Genomic DNA, 16,195 nt, shown 5'->3' on the forward strand with positions numbered 1-16,195 from the left:
CGTCGTCGGGGGCGCCCACGTCGGCCCGGGCTGTTCCGGATCACTCGGTGTTGGCCGCCGCGCGTTCGTCCAGACGGATGCCCGTCTTCTTCAAGATTCGCGTCGAGAACAGCGTGTCCCAGTCGCCGTCGTCGACGTCCCAGTGCGCTTCCATCGTCTCGCGCACCCGCTCGATACGGCGGTCGCTCTCCGCCTCGGAGCGCCCGTGGGTCATCGCGAAGAAGTTGTACGGCCAGACGCCCTCGTGTCGCGGCCGGTGGTAGCAGTGGGTGACGAAGGGCAGCGACGCCACGGCGGGACCGACCGTCGCGAGGCGGTCGTCGGGGACGTCCCAGACGGTCATCCCGTTTTCCGTGTAGCCGAGCGCGTAGTGGTTCGGGACGACGCCGACCCGGCGGACCTTCCCCTCGCGCTCGAAGCGCTTTATCGTCTCGACGACCCACTCGGTGTCCTGGCCGATCGCGTCGGCGACGTCCGCGTACGGCGTCGCCGTGATCGGCAGTCCACCCTGGATCTCGACGACGAGGTCGCGCTCGGCCGGCGTCAGGGTCTTTCTCTCTTCGGGCGTCACGTCGGGCCCGAGATCCGAGCGGTCGACGTCGCCGTCGGCGATCGGCCCGTCGACCAGGAACTTCGCCTCGACCCGAAACTCCTCCTGCTTCGGCAGATTGTACGTCTCCTGGCCGGTCTCGGCCTCGATCTCGGCGAGGACTTCCTCGACTCGATCTTCGTCGGCGACGCTGACGACGAACCACATATTCAGGTGCGGGTGCTCGCGCTCGTAGTTGTGCGCGACCTCCCGGTGGGCGTTGACCGCCTCGGCGACCTCCTCGAAGCGCTCTTCGGGCGCGTGCATCGCGACGAGCGTCGCGGTCCCGCCGATCTCCTCGGCGTTCACGAGCGCCCCGAAGCGGCTCAGCGTGCCCGCCTCGTCGAGGTCGCGGACGCGCTCGACGAGCTCGTCCGCGGTCACGTCGATCTCGCGCTCGCGGAGGGCGGCCGCGGCCGGCTCGAACGGCCGCTCGACGACCGGAAAGCCGCCCTGGAACGCGTTGATGACGGCGCGGTCGAGGTCCGACAGCGCCGCCTCTCCGGCTGTGTCGCTCATAGCGATCGTTCGGGGTCGCGCGAGGATAAGCGTCTCGGAGGCGTCCGATTAGGACGCCGACGGGTCAGACGACGGACGACGCGGGGAGTTCGATGCGGACCCGGCACTCGTCTTCGCCCTGCGGAAACGCGAGCGATCCGTTGGAGTTCTCGGTGATCCACTTCACCATCCAGAGCCCGATCCCGCGGCCGTGCAGGAGCGAGGTCTCGCGGCCCCGCCGGAGCGCCCGCTGGTCGTCCTCGGGGATCGGCTCGCCGGGGTTCACGACGTCGATCGCGACGGCGTCGCCGCGGCGCCGCACCGAGACCGACACCGACGGCGGCGTGCGGCCCTGGTGACGAACTGCGTTTTCGATCAGTTCCTCGACCGCCCGCGGGAGGTCCTCGTCCGCGATCACCGTCCACGGCTCGTCGACGGCGGTCGTGATCCCGGCGTCGGGGTACCGCTCGGACAGTTCGTCCGTGACCTCGTCGACGACCCGCCCGAGGTCGAACGGCTCCAGTTCGTCCCCCGAGAGCGTCTGTTCGACGTACCGGGCCTTCTCGGAGGTCCGGGAGATGTTCTCGGCGTACCGCCGCGCGGTCTTGATCCGCTGGCGGTCGGACTCCGAGAGGGCCTCCTCGGGGCGATGGAGGACGTCGCCGAGATAGCCGAGGACGACGTTGATCTCGTTGCGGATGTTGTGCCGCAGCGTCCGGTTCAGCACCTCGATGCGCTGTCGGCGGCGGCCGACCTCCCGCCGCGCCTGCGCCAGGCTGTAGGTCTGTTCCAGCAGCAGTTCCGCCTCCGACTGGTCGGACTTCGACGCGCGGAACTCGCTCGGCGGCACGTAGAAGGGGTTCTCGCAGATCCGGCCCCGGTAGACGATGTGCTCGTGCGTCCACAGGGCCTTCGATACCGACTCCGGATCGAACCGCGCGAGGTCGTACTGGCACATCGCCCTGACGGGCAGTTCGGGCGCGCGGGCGTCGAAGTCGGCCTCGAACTCCAGGATGTGATCGAAGGAGGAGTCGGTGTGGAAACACCACGTGTTCTCCCCGGCGACCGCGAGCCCCCCGTAGCCGTCCGCGACCGCGTCGCGGGTGGCCGCCTGGAGCGAGTCGATCATCCGGTCGGGGTCGAATCCCTCGTCGAGATATACCTCACTGGCGTCCTCGATCAGGAGGTCGCCCGCGTCCCGACGCCGCTCGACGTCGATGTCGATCATCCGGAGGGCCGCCGCGATCTCGGTCGGATCGTTCTCGTCGTACAGGTAGAGGACGCGCCGGCCGTCGTCGAGCTCGCGCTTCGCGAAGGCGGCGCAGGTCGCGAGCTGGGCCTCGACGGAGTGGTAAAACAGCGCGAGGTGACGGGGGAGGTCCTGTCCGAGGAACTCCGGGAGGACCGCCTCCGGCGATAGTTCCGGCGTGCGGTCCTCCGCCCAGGCCCCCGCCGCGTTAGACCCCATACACGACCCGTTGCACCGGAGTCACATCTATCTTTGCCGTCGAGCGGGCGCTCGCGCCCGCGACCTCCACGGCGTACTGGCCCGGCGCGGTTGTTCCCCGTTGTCACCGCGGTCGGTGCGGTGAGCGCCGGAACGGGGTCGCGGCGGCCCTCCTCAGTCGTCAGTCATCAGTCGTCGGACGTCACGACCGAACTCTTCCGCGTGACGACCCCGTCGTCGGTCGCCCGCTCGGCGCGGTGCGGCTGGAAGACCCACGCCGCGAGCAGGACGATCGGGATCATCGAGACCGCGACGATCGAGTAGCCGAGATGGAGGTTCGCGAGGAACGGCGCGGAGTAGACGAGCGGGTAGACGATCCCGCCGACGGTGCCGACGCCGCCGACGACGCCGGCCACGGCACCGGAGCTGTCCGGGAACATCGCGGGGACCTGTGCGAAGATCGCGCCCTCGGCGAAGGCACAGCCCATCCCCACGAGGAAGCCGGTCCCGACCGCCAGCAGCACCTGCCCGCTCAGGCCGGCGAGCGTCATCGCGAACATCATCAGGACGACGAAGCACAGCGAGACGAACGTCCACTGCTCGCGGTACCGGCCCGTGAAGAACGGGAGGATGTCGCGCTCGTTCCGCGCCAGCCGGTCGCTCATATACCCGCCGATCGGCCGGAGCAGCCCGGCGGCGACCGAGAAGGTCGCCGCGAACGTCGACGCCAACACGAGGTTCTGGGTGTTGAAGCCCTCGCGGTAGTAGGTGGCCAGCCACCCGTTCATCGACAGCTCCAGGCCGAAGGTCATCACGTAGGCCAGCGCGAGGACGAGCGTCCCGTACCGCGTGGCCGTGTAGAGCCACTCCCTGATGCTGGCGCTGTCCTTCGTCGCCTGGCGCTTGGCCTCGCTCTTTGCGGCCTCGCCGAAGACGAAGTAGACGACGGCGAGCCCGATGGCGACGACGCCGGTGTAGAAGAACGCGGCGCGCCAGCTCGTGTCGAACAGCGGGCCGGCCCAGCCCGTCGGGAACACCCGCGGCAGGATCAGCGCGCCGCCCGCGGCGCCCGCGTTCCCGATGCCGGCGTAGATGCCCTCGGCGGTGCCGAGTTCCTCCTCTTCGAACCACTCGGAGACGTGCTGGATGCCGATGACGAACGTGATCCCCGCGGTCGCGACGATCAGGCGCGTCCCGAAGAAGACCGAGTACGACTCCGCGAAGGCGCTCCACATCGAGAAGACGCCGACGTACGCCAGCACGATCGCGAAGACGGTCGGCGCCCCGAACTTGTCGGAGAGCCACCCGGTGAGGATCCGGCCGAACGGCGCGAGCCAGATCGCCGCGCTCGCCAGCACGCCGATCTCGGCCAGCGAGAGACCGAACTCGTCGGCGATCGGCCCCGTGAACGGCGCGAACGAGAACCAGATCAGGAACGAGAAGTTGAACCCGACCGTCGCGAGCAGCAGCGTCCGGTACTTCGTCATCTTGATCGGGCTCTTCATACGGCACCACCCCCGTGCTGTGGGAGCCGCGCGGCCGACCCGTCGATCCGGGACCGGTCGCCGGCGAAGTGCCGCGTCGGGCGGCGGATCGTCGACCGTTTCGCCCGATCGGGTGTCCGATCAGGCACCGATGCGAACTGATTTCTTCTTGATTTTGAATTTATCACGCTTAGACGACATAGTTGCTATATTTATAAGATATTCGGTGAACAAATGGACATCTATCGAGCAGTGCGGATGACAATGCGAAGAAGGGCGTCGAGACGAGTATATTTCATATTTTCCAAACCTGAATTAAAATTGTCTGCACATTTCTCCCGGTATTCATTAGAACATCAATAGTGCGTTGGCGAAATAATTATAATTATTGTTGTTTTCAGCCGTGCGTTCGACGGCGGTGACTGTATGGGATACTGCTCACGGAAGAGAATCACCGACGGAGTGCAATCGAAAAAACAGCGTGTGGCGCGGCTCGCGTTACTGCGAGGTCGGGACCGGGCCGGCCCCGAAGGACGCCTCGGCGCCCGAGTCGGACCGGCAGTTCTCGGGCGCGCCGATCGTCACGGCGCACTGTTTCAGGTTCGGCTCCGCCGACTCGGGATCGACCGCAGACAGGGTGAGCCGATTGGCGGCCGCGTTGTGGATTGGGAGCCAGACGACGCCGGGCGGGATGCCCTCGTTCGGGACGACCTCGACGACGACCTCGGCGCGCCGGGATTCGAGGACGGTCCGCGCCCGGTCGAACGCCGGGAGCCACTGGGCGATCGTCTCGGGGTGCATCCGCGCGGTCGGCACCGCGCTGTCCTCCCCGTTGCGGGTCCGGACCCCCGTGTTGTAGACGTCGGAGCTCCGCCCGGTCGTGAGCGTGAGCGGGTACTCGTCGTCGATGGGTTCCGGGAGAGTGCTGTGGGTGGCCGTCGAGAACTGCGCCCGGCCCGATTCCGTGTAGAACGACCAGTCCTCGCCGTCGTAGTACCGGTACTCCCCCTGGCCCTCGGTGTCGGGCGCGGGCCAGCGGACCGCGTACTCCTCGTCCAGCCGGTCGTAGGTGATCCCCGAGAGGTCCGCGGGGGTCCCCTCGGTCAGGTCGCGGATCTCGTCGAAGATCGTCTCGGGGGCAAGCGGCGGCTCCGCGAACAGGTCCGGGTGGATGCGGTTGCCGATCGCCGCGATGACGTCCAGATCGGTCCGTGCCGACCCTGGCGGGTCCGAGACGGCGGTGACCCGGGAGATGCGGCGCTCCATATTCGTGGTCGTCCCCTCGGACTCGCCCCACGTCGCCGCCGGCAGCACCACGTCGGCGCACTCGACCGTGTCCGAGCGGAAGGCGTCCTGGACGACGACGAAGGCGTCGTCGAGGGCGGTCCTGACGTGGCCCGCGTCGGGCATCCCGGCCGCGGGGTTCGTGGCGACGGCCCAGCAGACGTCGATGTTGTCGCGGGCGAGTTCGTCCACGATCCGGACGAAGCCCGGCCCCGCCGACGTCGGGAGTCGGCTCAGCGGGACGTCCCACGTCTCGGCGACGAGCTCGCGGCTCGCCGGGTCCTCGAACTCGCGGTGGCCCGGCCAGGTCCCCTTCGACGCACAGACGCGGTTGCCCATCGAATTGGCCTGGCCCGTGAGCGAGAAGGGGCCGCTGCCAGGACCCATATTCCCGGTCGCCAGACAGAGATCGATCAGCGCCCGCGCCGTGGCCGTCCCCTGGATGTTCTGATTGACGCCCATCCCCCAGTAGACGAGCGTCGGGTCCGCGAACGCGTCCGCGATCGCCGCGACGTCGTCGACGTCGACGCCGGCGACCTCGGCCGCGGCCTCGACCTCGGGGAGCGCCTCGACGGTCTCCTCGAAGCCCTCTGTGTGATCGAGGAACGACTCGTCGACTCCGTCCTCGTCGACCAGATACGCCAGGACCGCCCGCGCCAGGGCGAGGTCGGTCCCGGGCTCGGGTCGGACGTGCGTGTCGGCCTCGCTGGCCGTCCGCGTCGTGACGGGGTCGACGACGACGAGCCGCCCGTCCTCGTCGGCGCTGTTGGCGATCCAGCGGTGCAACACGGGGTGGGCCACCGACGGGTTCGCCCCCCAGACGACGTGGGAGGTCGCCCGCGGGATGTCGTCGTAGGTCGGCGGCGGGGCGTCGCTGCCGAACGCCTGGTAGTACGCCGTCACCGCCGACGCCATACACAGCGTCGTGTTCGCGTCGTAGTACCGCGTCCCGAACGCCCCGCGGGCGACCTTCCCGAGCGCGTAGGCCGCCTCGTTCGTCTGCTGGCCGCTCCCCAGCACGGCGACGTTGTCCGGATCGTCCCGGAGCGCCTCGATGAGCCGCGTCGTGACGACGCCGAGGGCCGTGTCCCAGTCGGTCGGCTGGAGCTCGCCGCCGCGGCGGATCAGCGGCTCGGTCAGGCGCTCGCCGTCCGGATCGACCGTCTCACGGACGCCGCGCTGGCACTTGAGGCCCTCGTTCGTCGGATGGTCGGGGTTGCCACGGGCTTCCGCGACGCCGACGCCGTCGGTTCCGTTCCGCTGGAGGTAACCGCAGCCGACGGCACACCGCATACACGTCGTCGGATGCCAGTCACTCATCGGTGCTCACGGGTCGTCTCGCTGAAGTGGTTTGCGAACGTTCGGACATCGTTCGGGGAGTCAGTTGTCCGTTCAAAATGTGCGCGGTAAATAACGGTTCGTATAACCATCTTTGCTCGGCTTATATTCATTATACAGATTCGAGGCCGAACGGCGCGTCATAGTGAGTACTCTCGTCTCTTACCGCCGAACGCCGTCATCGGGGGTCGTTCGGCGTGAGAGACGAGCGTAGTCACTATCAGTCGCTATCGATGCGCGTGGGGTCGTCCGGGACGGAGATCCCCTGATCGATGAGCGGCGCCGAGCGGCCGGGCACCTGCATCGTCACGGCGCACTGCTTGAAGTTCGGCTCGTCCGACTGCGGGTCGACCGCCGGGAGCGTGAGCGCGTTCACCGCCGGGTGGTGGATCGGGAGCCACACCATCCCGGGCGGGATCCCGTCGTCGGGCTGGACCGTCACCGTGACCGAGGCCCGCCGCGAGGTCAGGACGGTCCGGCCGCGGTCCAAGGCCTCCATATTGTCCAGCGTCGTCTCCGGGTGGATGCGCGCGACCGGCGACTCGTCGGTCTTCCCGTTCCGCGTCCGGACGCCGGTGTTGTACGCGTCGGGGGTCCGGCCGGTCGTGAGCGTGAGCGGATACGACTCGTCGGTCGGTTCGGCGAGCCCGTCGTGGGTGCCCGTCGAGAACCGTGCGCGGCCCGAGGAGGTCGGGAACGCCCAGCCGTCGTCGCTGTGGTAGCGATAGCCGCCCTGGACGTCGGGCTCGGGCGCGGGCCAGCGGACCGCCAGCTCCGCGTCCAGGCGGTCGTAAGAGATGCCCGAGAGGTCCGCGGGCGTTCCCGCGGTCAGGTCGCGGAGCTCGTCGAAGATCGACTCGGGATCGAGCGGCGGCTGTGCGAAGAGGTCCGGCGCGAGCCGATTGCCGATCGTCGCGATGATGTCGAGGTCCTGCTTGATCTTCGGCGGCACCTCGGTCGCCGCGCGGACCCGCGAGACCGTCCGCTCCATGTTCGTGGTCGTCCCCGCGGACTCGCCCCACGTCGCGGCCGGCAGCACCACGTCCGCGACCTCGACGGTCTCGGTGTGGAAGGCGTCCTGAGCCACCAGGAACGTCTCCGAGAGCGCCTCGCGGACGTCGTCGGCGTCGGGCATCCCCGCGACCGGGTTGGTGGCGACCGTCCAGCAGGCCTCGACCGGCCCGTCGGCGACGGCGTCGACGATCCCCACGGGACCGGGACCCGGATCGTCCGGGAGGCGGTCGACCGGCACGTCCCAGGTCTCGGCGACGGTCTCGCGGTGTTCGGGGTCGGTAAAGGGACGGTGGCCCGGCCAGGTCCCCTTCGACGAGCAGACCCGCGTGCCCATCGAGTTGGCTTGCCCCGTGAGCGAGAACGGGCCGCTTCCGGGACCCATATTCCCGGTTGCCAAGCAGAGGTCGATCAGCGCCCGCGCCGTCTTCGTCCCCTGGACGCTCTGATTGACGCCCATCCCCCAATAGACGAGGGTCGGGTCCGCGAGCGCCGCAGCGACGCGTTCCACGTCGTCGACGTCGACGCCGGCGACCTCGGCCGCGGCCGCGACCTCGGGGAGCGAATCGAGGAGCGCGTCGAAGCCCGTCGTCGACGCCTCGACGAACTCGCGGTCGACGAGGCCCGACTCGACCGCGCTCGCCAGGACCGCCCGGGCGAACGCGAGGTCGGTGCCGGGGTCGACCTGGACGTGGTGGTCCGCGTCGTCGACGGTCTCGCTCTCGACGGGGTCGACCACGAGCAGTTCGCTGTCGGTGTCGCCCGCGCTGTCGACGATCCAGCGGTACATCACGGGGTGGGCCGCCGCGGGGTTCGCCCCCCAGACGAGGTGCGTCTCGGCCTCGGGGATGTCGTCGTAGGTCGGCGGCGGGGCGTCGCTGCCGAACGCCTGGTAGTACGCCGTCACCGCAGACGCCATACACAGCGTCGTGTTCGCGTCGTAATACCGCGTTCCGATGCCGCCGCGGGCGACCTTCCCGAGCGCGTAGGCCGCCTCGTTCGTCTGCTGGCCGCTCCCCAGCACCGCGATGCCGTTCCTGTCGCGGTCGAGAACCTCGGCGAACCGCGAGGTCACGACATCGAGCGCCTCCTCCCAGGTCGTCGCGACGAGCTTGCCGTCCTCGCGGACCAGCGGCCGGGTGAGCCACTCGCCGTCGGGATCGGCCGTCTCCCGGACGCCCCGCTGACAGGCCAGCCCGCGGTTCACCGGGTGGTTGGCGTCGCCCCGGACCGTATCGAGCCCGTAGCCGTTGTCCACGCTCTGCTGGAGGTGACCGCACCCGACCGCACACCGCATACACGTCGTCGGCGTCCACTCGGTCATCGGTCGCCCCGTGCCACCGGCGTCCGTGTCCGGTTCCGGACCCCGCCCGCTACGGGGACCGACCGATCACGGCGGCCGTCGCGGAGGTGTGTTCCTTCGTTCATTGTTTCGTGCTGTTGCCGAATGATTTCCCAATGATGGACTATAATCTTTCGATGAAGCTAATATTAACAGATTTTGTATCAAAAATGGACAAACGTGCGCACCTGCACACGCTCGCGTGGAAGGACCTTCCTGGTCGAAAATCGGGGCGCAGAGTAGACAGATGAAATTTCGAAGCCCCCATTTCTGGAATTAGAAAATTTCGTGATTATATCTCGGAAATAATATCGCTATGCGCTCCCTGTTTCCCGTCCGTCTCCTTTTTCTCCATAATTTCCGTATTTTTTAAATGAGTACTATTTTACCCCCGAAGCTAAAGCTAGATCCATACAGACAATGCAATCGTACACTCTAATCGAATTAGGCTGTCGGGAACGCGTTCCGGGTGATCGCTGATGGCGAACAAGAAGGAAGAGTGGAAAGCGGGGATGTACGGCGACGAGGTCCGCGAGAAGATCATCAAGTTCGCCGAGAAGGGTTGGGACTCGATCCCCGAAGACGAGCGCGAGATGTGGTTCTCGCGCTTCAAGTTCTGGGGGGTCTTCCACCAGCGGTCGGGCCAGGAGAGCTACTTCATGATACGGCTGGCCAACACGAACGGCGTGCTCGAACCCGGCCAGCTCCGGGCGATCGGTGAGGTCGCGCGGGACTACGCCCGCGGCCCGGCCTCGAACCCCGAGTTCGGCGACGCGTGGATCGACCTCACGACGCGTCAGTCCGTCCAGCTCCACTGGCTGAAACTGGAGGACATCCCCGAGATCTGGGAGAAGCTGGAGGCCGTCGGCGTGAGCTCGCGGTCCGCCGGTGGCGACACGATGCGGAACATCTCGGGCTGTCCCGTCGCCGGGCGGGACAAACACGAGTTCGTCGACTCCCAGTCGGTCCTCGACGAGATCTCCGAGAAGCTCCGCGGCGACGACTCCTTGGCGAATATGCCCCGGAAGTTCAACATCAGCGTCACGGGCTGCCGCGAGGGCTGTGCCCAGGACTCGATCAACGGCATCGGCCTCGAACCCGCCGAGAAGACGATCGACGGCGAGGCGGTCCGCGGCTTCAACGTCCGCGTCGGCGGCGGCCTGGGCGGCCGCGAGCCCCGCCGGGCGCGGAGCCTCGACGTCTTCGTCGAACCCGACCGCGCCTACGACGTGGTCCGCGGATTCGTCGAACTCTACCACGAGCACGGCAACCGCGAGAACAGACAGAAGAACCGGAGCCGGTTCTTCGTCGACGAGTGGGGCACAGAGAAGATCCGCGACCTGCTCCAGGCCGAGTACGTCGACTTCGAGCTGCGCGAGGCGGGGACGAACCTCCGCGAGGAGTACACCTACAACGCGGGCAGGTCCCCCGAGGCGGGCAAGCACGACCACGTCGGCGTCCACGAGCAGAACGACGGCAAGTACTACGTCGGCCTGTCGGTGCCGATCGGCCGGCTGACCGCCGCGGAGACGATCGAGCTCGCGGACCTCGCCGACGAACACGGCTCCGGCGCGGTCCGGCTCACCCGGCGGCAGAACCCCCTGATTATGGACGTGCCTGAGGGGGAACTGGACGAGCTCCTCGATGCGTCCCTGCTCGACACCCACAGCCCGGACCCGAACGTCTTCACCCGCGGCGCGATGGCCTGCACGGGCACGGAGTTCTGCTCGCTCGCGCTGACCGAGACGAAGGCGCGGATGGCGGCGACGCTCCGCTGGCTGCGCGCGAACGTCGACCTGCCGGACGACGTCCAGCAGATCAAGATGCACTACTCGGGCTGTACCGCCGACTGCGGCCAGGCGCTGACCGCCGACATCGGGCTGCAGGGAATGCGCGCCCGGAAGAACGGCGAGATGGTCGAGGCGCTCGACGTCGGCGTCGGCGGCGGCATCGGCACGGAGCCCTCGTTCGTGGAGTGGATCCGCCAGCGGGTGCCGGCCGACGAGGTCCCCGGCCTCCTGCGGAACCTCCTCGAAGCGTTCGCGGCCAACCGCGAGGCGGGACAGACCTTCCGCGAGTGGGTCGAGGCCACCGGCGAGGAGGCGCTCGTCGAGTTCGCCGAGCCCGAAGAGACCGACTACGAGGACCCTTGTCTGTACGACGCAAAGCAGTCGTGGTACCCCTTCGCGGAGGGCGAGAGCCCGGCGCCGACCGACGCTGGCGGCGAGCCGATGTCGGCCGACGACTGACCCGACCGATCAGGCGTCGTCGAGCAGCTGCCGGAACCCGTCGTTGACGTCGGCGACCATCGCGGCCTGCTCTTCGACGGCGGCGCTTATGCCGTCTGTCTCCTCGCTGATCTCCTCGGCGTTCGAGGCGGTCTGGTCGACCATCGACGCGATCTCCTCGGTGCTCGCGGCCTGCTCGTCGGTCGCGTGGGCGACCTCCTCGATGCCGGCGCTCAGTTCGTCCATCGAGTCGTCGATGTCTTCGAGGCGCGACAGCGTCGATTCGACCTTCTCGCGGCCCTCGTCGACGGCCGACTCGTTTTCTTCCAGTTCCTCGACGGCCTCCTCGGTGTCCTCTTGGATGCGGTCGACCAGCTCTTCGATGTCGTTGGCGCGGTGCTGGGACTTCTCGGCCAGCGACTTGATCTCCTCGGCGACGACCGAGAAGCCGTCGCCGGCCTCGCCCGCGCGGGCGGCCTCGATCGAGGCGTTCAGCGCCAGCAGATTCGTCTGGTCGGCGATGTCGTTTATCACCGCGACCATCTCGTCGATCGCCTCGACGCTGTCTTCGATCGCGCGGACGCGGTCGTCGAGCTCCGCGGCGGAGTCGTCGATCCGGTCCATCGCCGTGCGGGTCTCGCGCGCGGCGCTCCGGCCCTCGGAGGCGAGCTGATTCACCTGCTCGCCCTCGCTCGCGACCTCCTCGGCCGAGGAGGCGATCTCTTCGACCGCCGCACTCATGTCCGATACTTCGCCCTGGACCTCGGCCATCCCGTCGGCCTGCTCCCGCAAGAGCATCGCGATCTCCTCGGTGCGCGAGGCGATGTCGTCGGAGGTGTGCTGTAACTCCTCGATGGCGTGAGCCGCGTCTTCGACGTCTTCCTGTCCGTGAGCCGTCGCCGCGTCGGTGGCGGCGTTCGCGTGCGATTGGGGACGAGACACGCCTGGGTCGACGCCCGGGCCGGTGAAAAGCGCACTGGCCCCGAGTATCAGATCCGATACTCGGTCAGGGGACGGCCGTCACGCGGTCGACGTGGTCGATCGCCGCCAGGTCCTCGGCCAGGTCGTCCTGGTCGGGGCCGGCCTCGTAGTAGAACACGATGTCGAAGGTGCCCTCCCGGAGGAGCTGTTGGCACTCCCAGACGAACGAGTCGTCGTCGAGGGTGAGCCCCTGAAACTGATTCGAGGCGAAGTCCTCGGTGTCGTTGCCGGCGTAGATGTAGGTCTCGCCCTTTTCGGCGTGGTCGGCGATCACGTCGTTGACCGTCACCGTGAGCTCGTGCATCTCCAGGTCCTCGTCGCTCCCGAGGTCGGTGTGGACGATCGCACCGACGAGTTCGATCTCGCCGGGTTCGAGGAGTTGCAGCGTCCGCTGGTAGAGGTCCTCGTCGAGTGTCTCGCTCATACCCGACCCTCGAACCGGCGTGATAAACGGGTGGCGGTTTCCGTCGCGGCCGTCGTGTCTCTCGGCCCGCGGGACGGAACGCTTTTTTCGCCGCGCGTCGCGGATCCGCTATGGCTATCGGCGATCTCTCCCCCGTCAACGGCGCCGAGGACGTCTACTACGTCGACGTCGGCACGCACGGGGTTCCGCGACACGGCGCGGTCTACGTAATCGACGCCGACGAGCCCGCCTTCATCGACACCGGGCTCGGACGCAACCGCGAGCACCTCCTGGACGCGCTCGACGAACTCGACATCGACCGGGAGGCCGTCCGGCACGTCCTCCCGACGCACGCGCACCTGGACCACGCGGGCGGGGCGGGCTACCTCGCGGCGGCGTGTCCGAACGCGACCGTGCGGACCCACGAGGTCGGCGCGCCCCACCTCGTCGACCCCGAGCGCCTCGTCGCCGGGACGAAGGAGGCCGTCGGCGAGATGTGGGAGTACTACGCGGAGCCCGAGCCCGTGCCCGACGCCCGGATCGAGGGGCTCGCGGACGGCGACGAGATCGACCTCGGCGACCGGACCCTCTCGGTCATCGAGGCGCCGGGGCACGCGCCCCACCAGGTGGTCTTCCACGACTCGCGGGACGACCTGCTCTTCACCGGCGACGCCGCCGGGATCTACGTCCCCCAGCGCGATACGGTGCGGCAGACGACCCCGCCGCCGCAGTTCGACCTGGAGGGCTGTCTGGCGGACGTCCGGACGATCGAGGACCTCGCGCCCGCGACGCTCTGTTTCGGCCACTTCGGGCCGCGGGCGTACGACCCCGACCTGATGGAGGAGTACAAGCGCGCGCTCGTCGAGTGGGTCGAGGCCGTCCGGCAGAAGCGCGACGAGCTCGGCGACGACGAGGCCGTGATCGAACACTTCGCCGACCACTCGGAGATGGTCGAGGTCTGGGGCGAGCGCAAGGCCCGCGCGGAAGAGCGGCTGAACGCGAGCGGCGTGCTCGTCGCGCTCGACCGCGACGCGGCGTGAGAGGGGATCGTCGCCGGGTGAACGTTTTGTCGCTCGGCCGAGAATGGAAGCGTATGCTCCGCACGGCTCTGGCCCGGATCGTCGGCCGCCTCCGATCCCGCGAGCGCGACGGGGACGGGACGGGTGACGACGCGGACGTCGATACCGCCGGCCCCGACGGGAGCGCCGAGAGCGAGTCCGGGAGCGGGAACCGTGGCGACGAGTCGAGGGGCTCGCGCTTCGTCCCGTCGGTGCTCGACTGGTCGGTCCGCTACGGCCACGGCGGCGCCGACGCCGAGGCCGACAGGGAGCTCGCGCGGGTCAGCGACGAGGCCGACCGACTCTCCCGTACGCGCGAGAAGTGACGGCGCCCCCGCGTCGGGTGGCGTCTGACCGGAGCCGCCGCTGTGTCGTTCGACCAGCGCGATGAAAATCGGGGCGCGTGGTTCGACCCCGCCCGCGTCCGCGTGCGGCCGCCGTTCCGGCGTCGCGCGCCGCGACGACGCCCACGATCCGGGCTCAGGACCGGACCGGCATCAGTGTTGCCGTCCGAGGGCGGCGGGTGCGATCAGTCGTCGGCCGGGGCCGGGCTGTCGCCGCTGGAGACGCCCGTGCCGGGGCCGACCTCGATGCCGAGCTCGTCGAGGCGCTCGTCGGGGACGACGCCGTCGACCCACTCGCGGCGCTCGTAGTACTCGTCTTTCATCTTCTCGAGCTCGCAGAGCTCGCCCTCGACGCCGCCCTGGCCGGGGATCGCCTCGTCGCCCTCGACGAACCGACCCGGCAGCGAGTCGTCGTCGCCGTCGAAGCCGACGAGGTTGTTGTAGTAGCGTTCGAGGGTGTAGATGCGGTCGCCCGCCTCCATCAGCTCGTCCTCGGTGACGTCGCGGCCGGTCATCCCGTTGTACTGCGCGACGTACTCGTCGATGCCCTCGGCGAAGGCGTTGAATTTGCAGATGTCGAAGGAGTCCGAGATCGCGTGGAGGTCCTGGAAGAGCGCGCACAGCTCGCCCTTGCCCTCCCACTCGCTCGGGTCGACCTTCTCCGGGATGCCGAGGATTTCGGCCGACGGCGTGTAGCCGCGCAGGTGGCACGCGCCGCGGTTGGAGGTGGCGTAGCCGATGCCCATTCCCTTCATCGCGCGCGGGTCGTAGGCCGGGATCGTCTGGCCCTTCACCGCGAGGGAGTTGTCGTGGGCGTCGCGCGCCTCGGCGATGCGGCGGGCGCCCTTCGCCAGCAGCTCGCCGAGATCGGAGCTGTGGTGGGCGATCTCGTCGAGCAGCTCGATCATGTGCTCGGCGTCGCCCCACTCGATCCCGTCGTCGAGGTCGTCGAGCTTGCCCTGCTCTGTCATCTCCATCGCCATCGCGATCATGTTCCCGGCCTCGATGGTGTCGATGCCGAGGTCGTTGCACTTGTTGATCATCACCGCGATGGAGTCGCGGTCGTCGTTCATCGAGTTCGGGCCGAGCGCGAACGCCGACTCGTACTCGTAGGACTCGCCGCGGACGTTCAGCTCCTCGCCCTTGTGCTCGTAGGTGACCTCGGTCTCCTTCTTACAGGCGACCGGACAGGAGTGACACGTCGGCTCGTCGACGAGGATGTTCTCGCGGACGTTCTCGCCGGAGACGTTCTCGGCGTCGATGTTGGGTTCGCTCGGGTCCGCGTCCGCCTCGGAGTGGGTCGAGGTGTACCTGCCATTTCGCGTCGGCAGCCCGTCCATCTCCTCGGTGAGGTTCATCAGGACGTTGGTGCCGTACAGCGAGAGGCCGCCCTCGTTGGGACCGGTGACGTCGGACTCGCGGATGAGGTTCATCGCCTCCTGGTAGCCCTCGGTGAACGTCTCGGGATCTGCGGGCTTGGGCATCCGCGTACCCGATTTGATCACGATCGCCTTGAGGTTCTTCGAGCCCATCACGCAGCCGGTGCCGCCGCGGCCGGAGGCGCGGTCGTCCTCGTTGACGATGCAGGCGTACTTGGTGCCGTTCTCGCCGCCCGGGCCGATCGCCATCGCCGAGAGGTTCTTGCCGAACTGGCCGTCGTGGTCCGCCTCGATCTTGTCCATCGCGTCGTGGACGCCGAGGCCCCACAGGTCGGAGGCGTCGCGGAGTTCGACCTCGCCGTCCTCGACGTAGGCGTAGACGGGCTCGTCGGCCTGGCCCTCGAAGAGCAGGCCGTCGAAGCCCGACCACTTGAGTCGGGCGCCGGACCAGCCGCCGTGGTGGGAGTCCGTGACCGTCCCCGTGAGCGGGGATTTCGTACAGACGGCGATGCGACCGCTCATCGGGGCCTGTGTGCCCGTGAGCGGGCCGTTCATAAACGCCAACAGGTTCTCCGGGCCCTCGGGGTCGACGTCGACGCCCTGGTCGAAGACGTACTTCACGCCGAGGCCGCGTCCGCCGATGTACTTCTTCGCGTCCTCGTCGTCGATGCCCTCGTACCGCACGTCGCCGCTCGACAGGTCGATGCGCGCGACGTGATCGTTGAATCCGCCTAAATCTGTCATAGTTATTGCCCGTGTTTACATAGGGCCCGAATTCTGTTAGGCGTTACCACGAGCGAATAACGACA

Annotated in this window: 11 protein-coding genes; 3 read left to right on the top strand and 8 right to left on the bottom strand. The window is 68.2% G+C overall.

Annotation, left to right across the window (positions count from 1 at the left end):
• Positions 1–40: 40 nt before the first annotated feature.
• From ahbB to nasA (OS889_RS15385), 5 genes are all read right to left on the bottom strand, one after another.
• Positions 41–1,108 (bottom strand): siroheme decarboxylase subunit beta, encoded by a 1,068-nt coding sequence (gene ahbB, locus OS889_RS15365; protein WP_372391285.1) that lies wholly within the window; start codon positions 1,106–1,108, stop codon positions 41–43.
• A 64-nt stretch (positions 1,109–1,172) separates the two neighbouring features.
• Positions 1,173–2,555, bottom strand: a complete 1,383-nt coding sequence (locus OS889_RS15370) for an MEDS domain-containing protein (RefSeq protein ID WP_372391287.1) — start codon at positions 2,553–2,555, stop codon at positions 1,173–1,175.
• A 167-nt stretch (positions 2,556–2,722) separates the two neighbouring features.
• Entirely contained in the window at positions 2,723–4,021 is a 1,299-nt protein-coding gene (locus OS889_RS15375) for an MFS transporter (RefSeq protein ID WP_372391644.1), read from the bottom strand.
• Positions 4,022–4,516: 495 nt separating this feature from the next.
• Positions 4,517–6,622, bottom strand: a complete 2,106-nt coding sequence (nasA, locus tag OS889_RS15380) for an assimilatory nitrate reductase NasA (protein ID WP_372391290.1) — start codon at positions 6,620–6,622, stop codon at positions 4,517–4,519.
• A gap of 238 nt (positions 6,623–6,860) precedes the next feature.
• Positions 6,861–8,975, bottom strand: coding sequence for an assimilatory nitrate reductase NasA (nasA, locus tag OS889_RS15385; protein WP_372391292.1), 2,115 nt, complete (start codon positions 8,973–8,975; stop codon positions 6,861–6,863).
• A 497-nt stretch (positions 8,976–9,472) separates the two neighbouring features.
• On the opposite strand from nasA (OS889_RS15385), the gene OS889_RS15390 reads away from it, so the two are divergent.
• A complete protein-coding gene (locus OS889_RS15390) occupies positions 9,473–11,242 on the top strand; it encodes a nitrite/sulfite reductase (RefSeq protein ID WP_372391295.1) in 1,770 nt (589 codons plus the stop codon).
• 9 nt (positions 11,243–11,251) lie between these two features.
• Here OS889_RS15390 and OS889_RS15395 read toward each other — a convergent pair whose 3' ends face one another.
• A complete protein-coding gene (locus OS889_RS15395) occupies positions 11,252–12,163 on the bottom strand; it encodes a methyl-accepting chemotaxis protein (RefSeq protein ID WP_372391298.1) in 912 nt (303 codons plus the stop codon).
• A 64-nt stretch (positions 12,164–12,227) separates the two neighbouring features.
• Positions 12,228–12,626 (bottom strand): DUF5778 family protein, encoded by a 399-nt coding sequence (locus OS889_RS15400; RefSeq protein WP_372391300.1) that lies wholly within the window; start codon positions 12,624–12,626, stop codon positions 12,228–12,230.
• 110 nt (positions 12,627–12,736) lie between these two features.
• Here OS889_RS15400 and OS889_RS15405 point away from each other — a divergent pair, with 110 nt between their 5' ends.
• Both OS889_RS15405 and OS889_RS15410 read left to right on the top strand, forming a co-directional pair.
• Positions 12,737–13,645, top strand: a complete 909-nt coding sequence (locus OS889_RS15405) for an MBL fold metallo-hydrolase (RefSeq protein WP_372391303.1) — start codon at positions 12,737–12,739, stop codon at positions 13,643–13,645.
• A gap of 53 nt (positions 13,646–13,698) precedes the next feature.
• Positions 13,699–13,989: a hypothetical protein gene (locus tag OS889_RS15410; RefSeq protein WP_372391305.1), complete on the top strand. Its 291-nt coding sequence runs from the start codon at positions 13,699–13,701 to the stop codon at positions 13,987–13,989.
• 203 nt (positions 13,990–14,192) lie between these two features.
• On the opposite strand, the gene OS889_RS15415 is transcribed toward OS889_RS15410, so the two are convergent.
• Positions 14,193–16,130, bottom strand: a complete 1,938-nt coding sequence (locus tag OS889_RS15415) for an aldehyde ferredoxin oxidoreductase family protein (RefSeq protein WP_372391307.1) — start codon at positions 16,128–16,130, stop codon at positions 14,193–14,195.
• Between the last annotated feature and the right edge of the window lie 65 nt (positions 16,131–16,195).

This window comes from Halobellus sp. MBLA0158, assembly GCF_041477585.1.
In the GTDB taxonomy this organism is placed as follows: Archaea; Halobacteriota; Halobacteria; order Halobacteriales; family Haloferacaceae; genus Haloquadratum; species Haloquadratum rubicundus.

Bases quoted from the DNA above. Each gene is read 5' to 3' on its own strand.
- nasA (WP_372391290.1), bottom strand. From the start codon at position 6,622: ATGAGTGACTGGCATCCGACGACGTGTATGCGGTGTGCCGTCGGCTGC.
- OS889_RS15400 (WP_372391300.1), bottom strand. From the start codon at position 12,626: ATGAGCGAGACACTCGACGAGGACCTCTACCAGCGGACGCTGCAACTC.
- OS889_RS15405 (WP_372391303.1), top strand. From the start codon at position 12,737: ATGGCTATCGGCGATCTCTCCCCCGTCAACGGCGCCGAGGACGTCTAC.
- nasA (WP_372391292.1), bottom strand. From the start codon at position 8,975: ATGACCGAGTGGACGCCGACGACGTGTATGCGGTGTGCGGTCGGGTGC.
- ahbB (WP_372391285.1), bottom strand. From the start codon at position 1,108: ATGAGCGACACAGCCGGAGAGGCGGCGCTGTCGGACCTCGACCGCGCC.
- OS889_RS15375 (WP_372391644.1), bottom strand. From the start codon at position 4,021: ATGACGAAGTACCGGACGCTGCTGCTCGCGACGGTCGGGTTCAACTTC.
- OS889_RS15410 (WP_372391305.1), top strand. From the start codon at position 13,699: ATGCTCCGCACGGCTCTGGCCCGGATCGTCGGCCGCCTCCGATCCCGC.
- OS889_RS15390 (WP_372391295.1), top strand. From the start codon at position 9,473: ATGGCGAACAAGAAGGAAGAGTGGAAAGCGGGGATGTACGGCGACGAG.
- OS889_RS15415 (WP_372391307.1), bottom strand. From the start codon at position 16,130: ATGACAGATTTAGGCGGATTCAACGATCACGTCGCGCGCATCGACCTG.
- OS889_RS15370 (WP_372391287.1), bottom strand. From the start codon at position 2,555: ATGGGGTCTAACGCGGCGGGGGCCTGGGCGGAGGACCGCACGCCGGAA.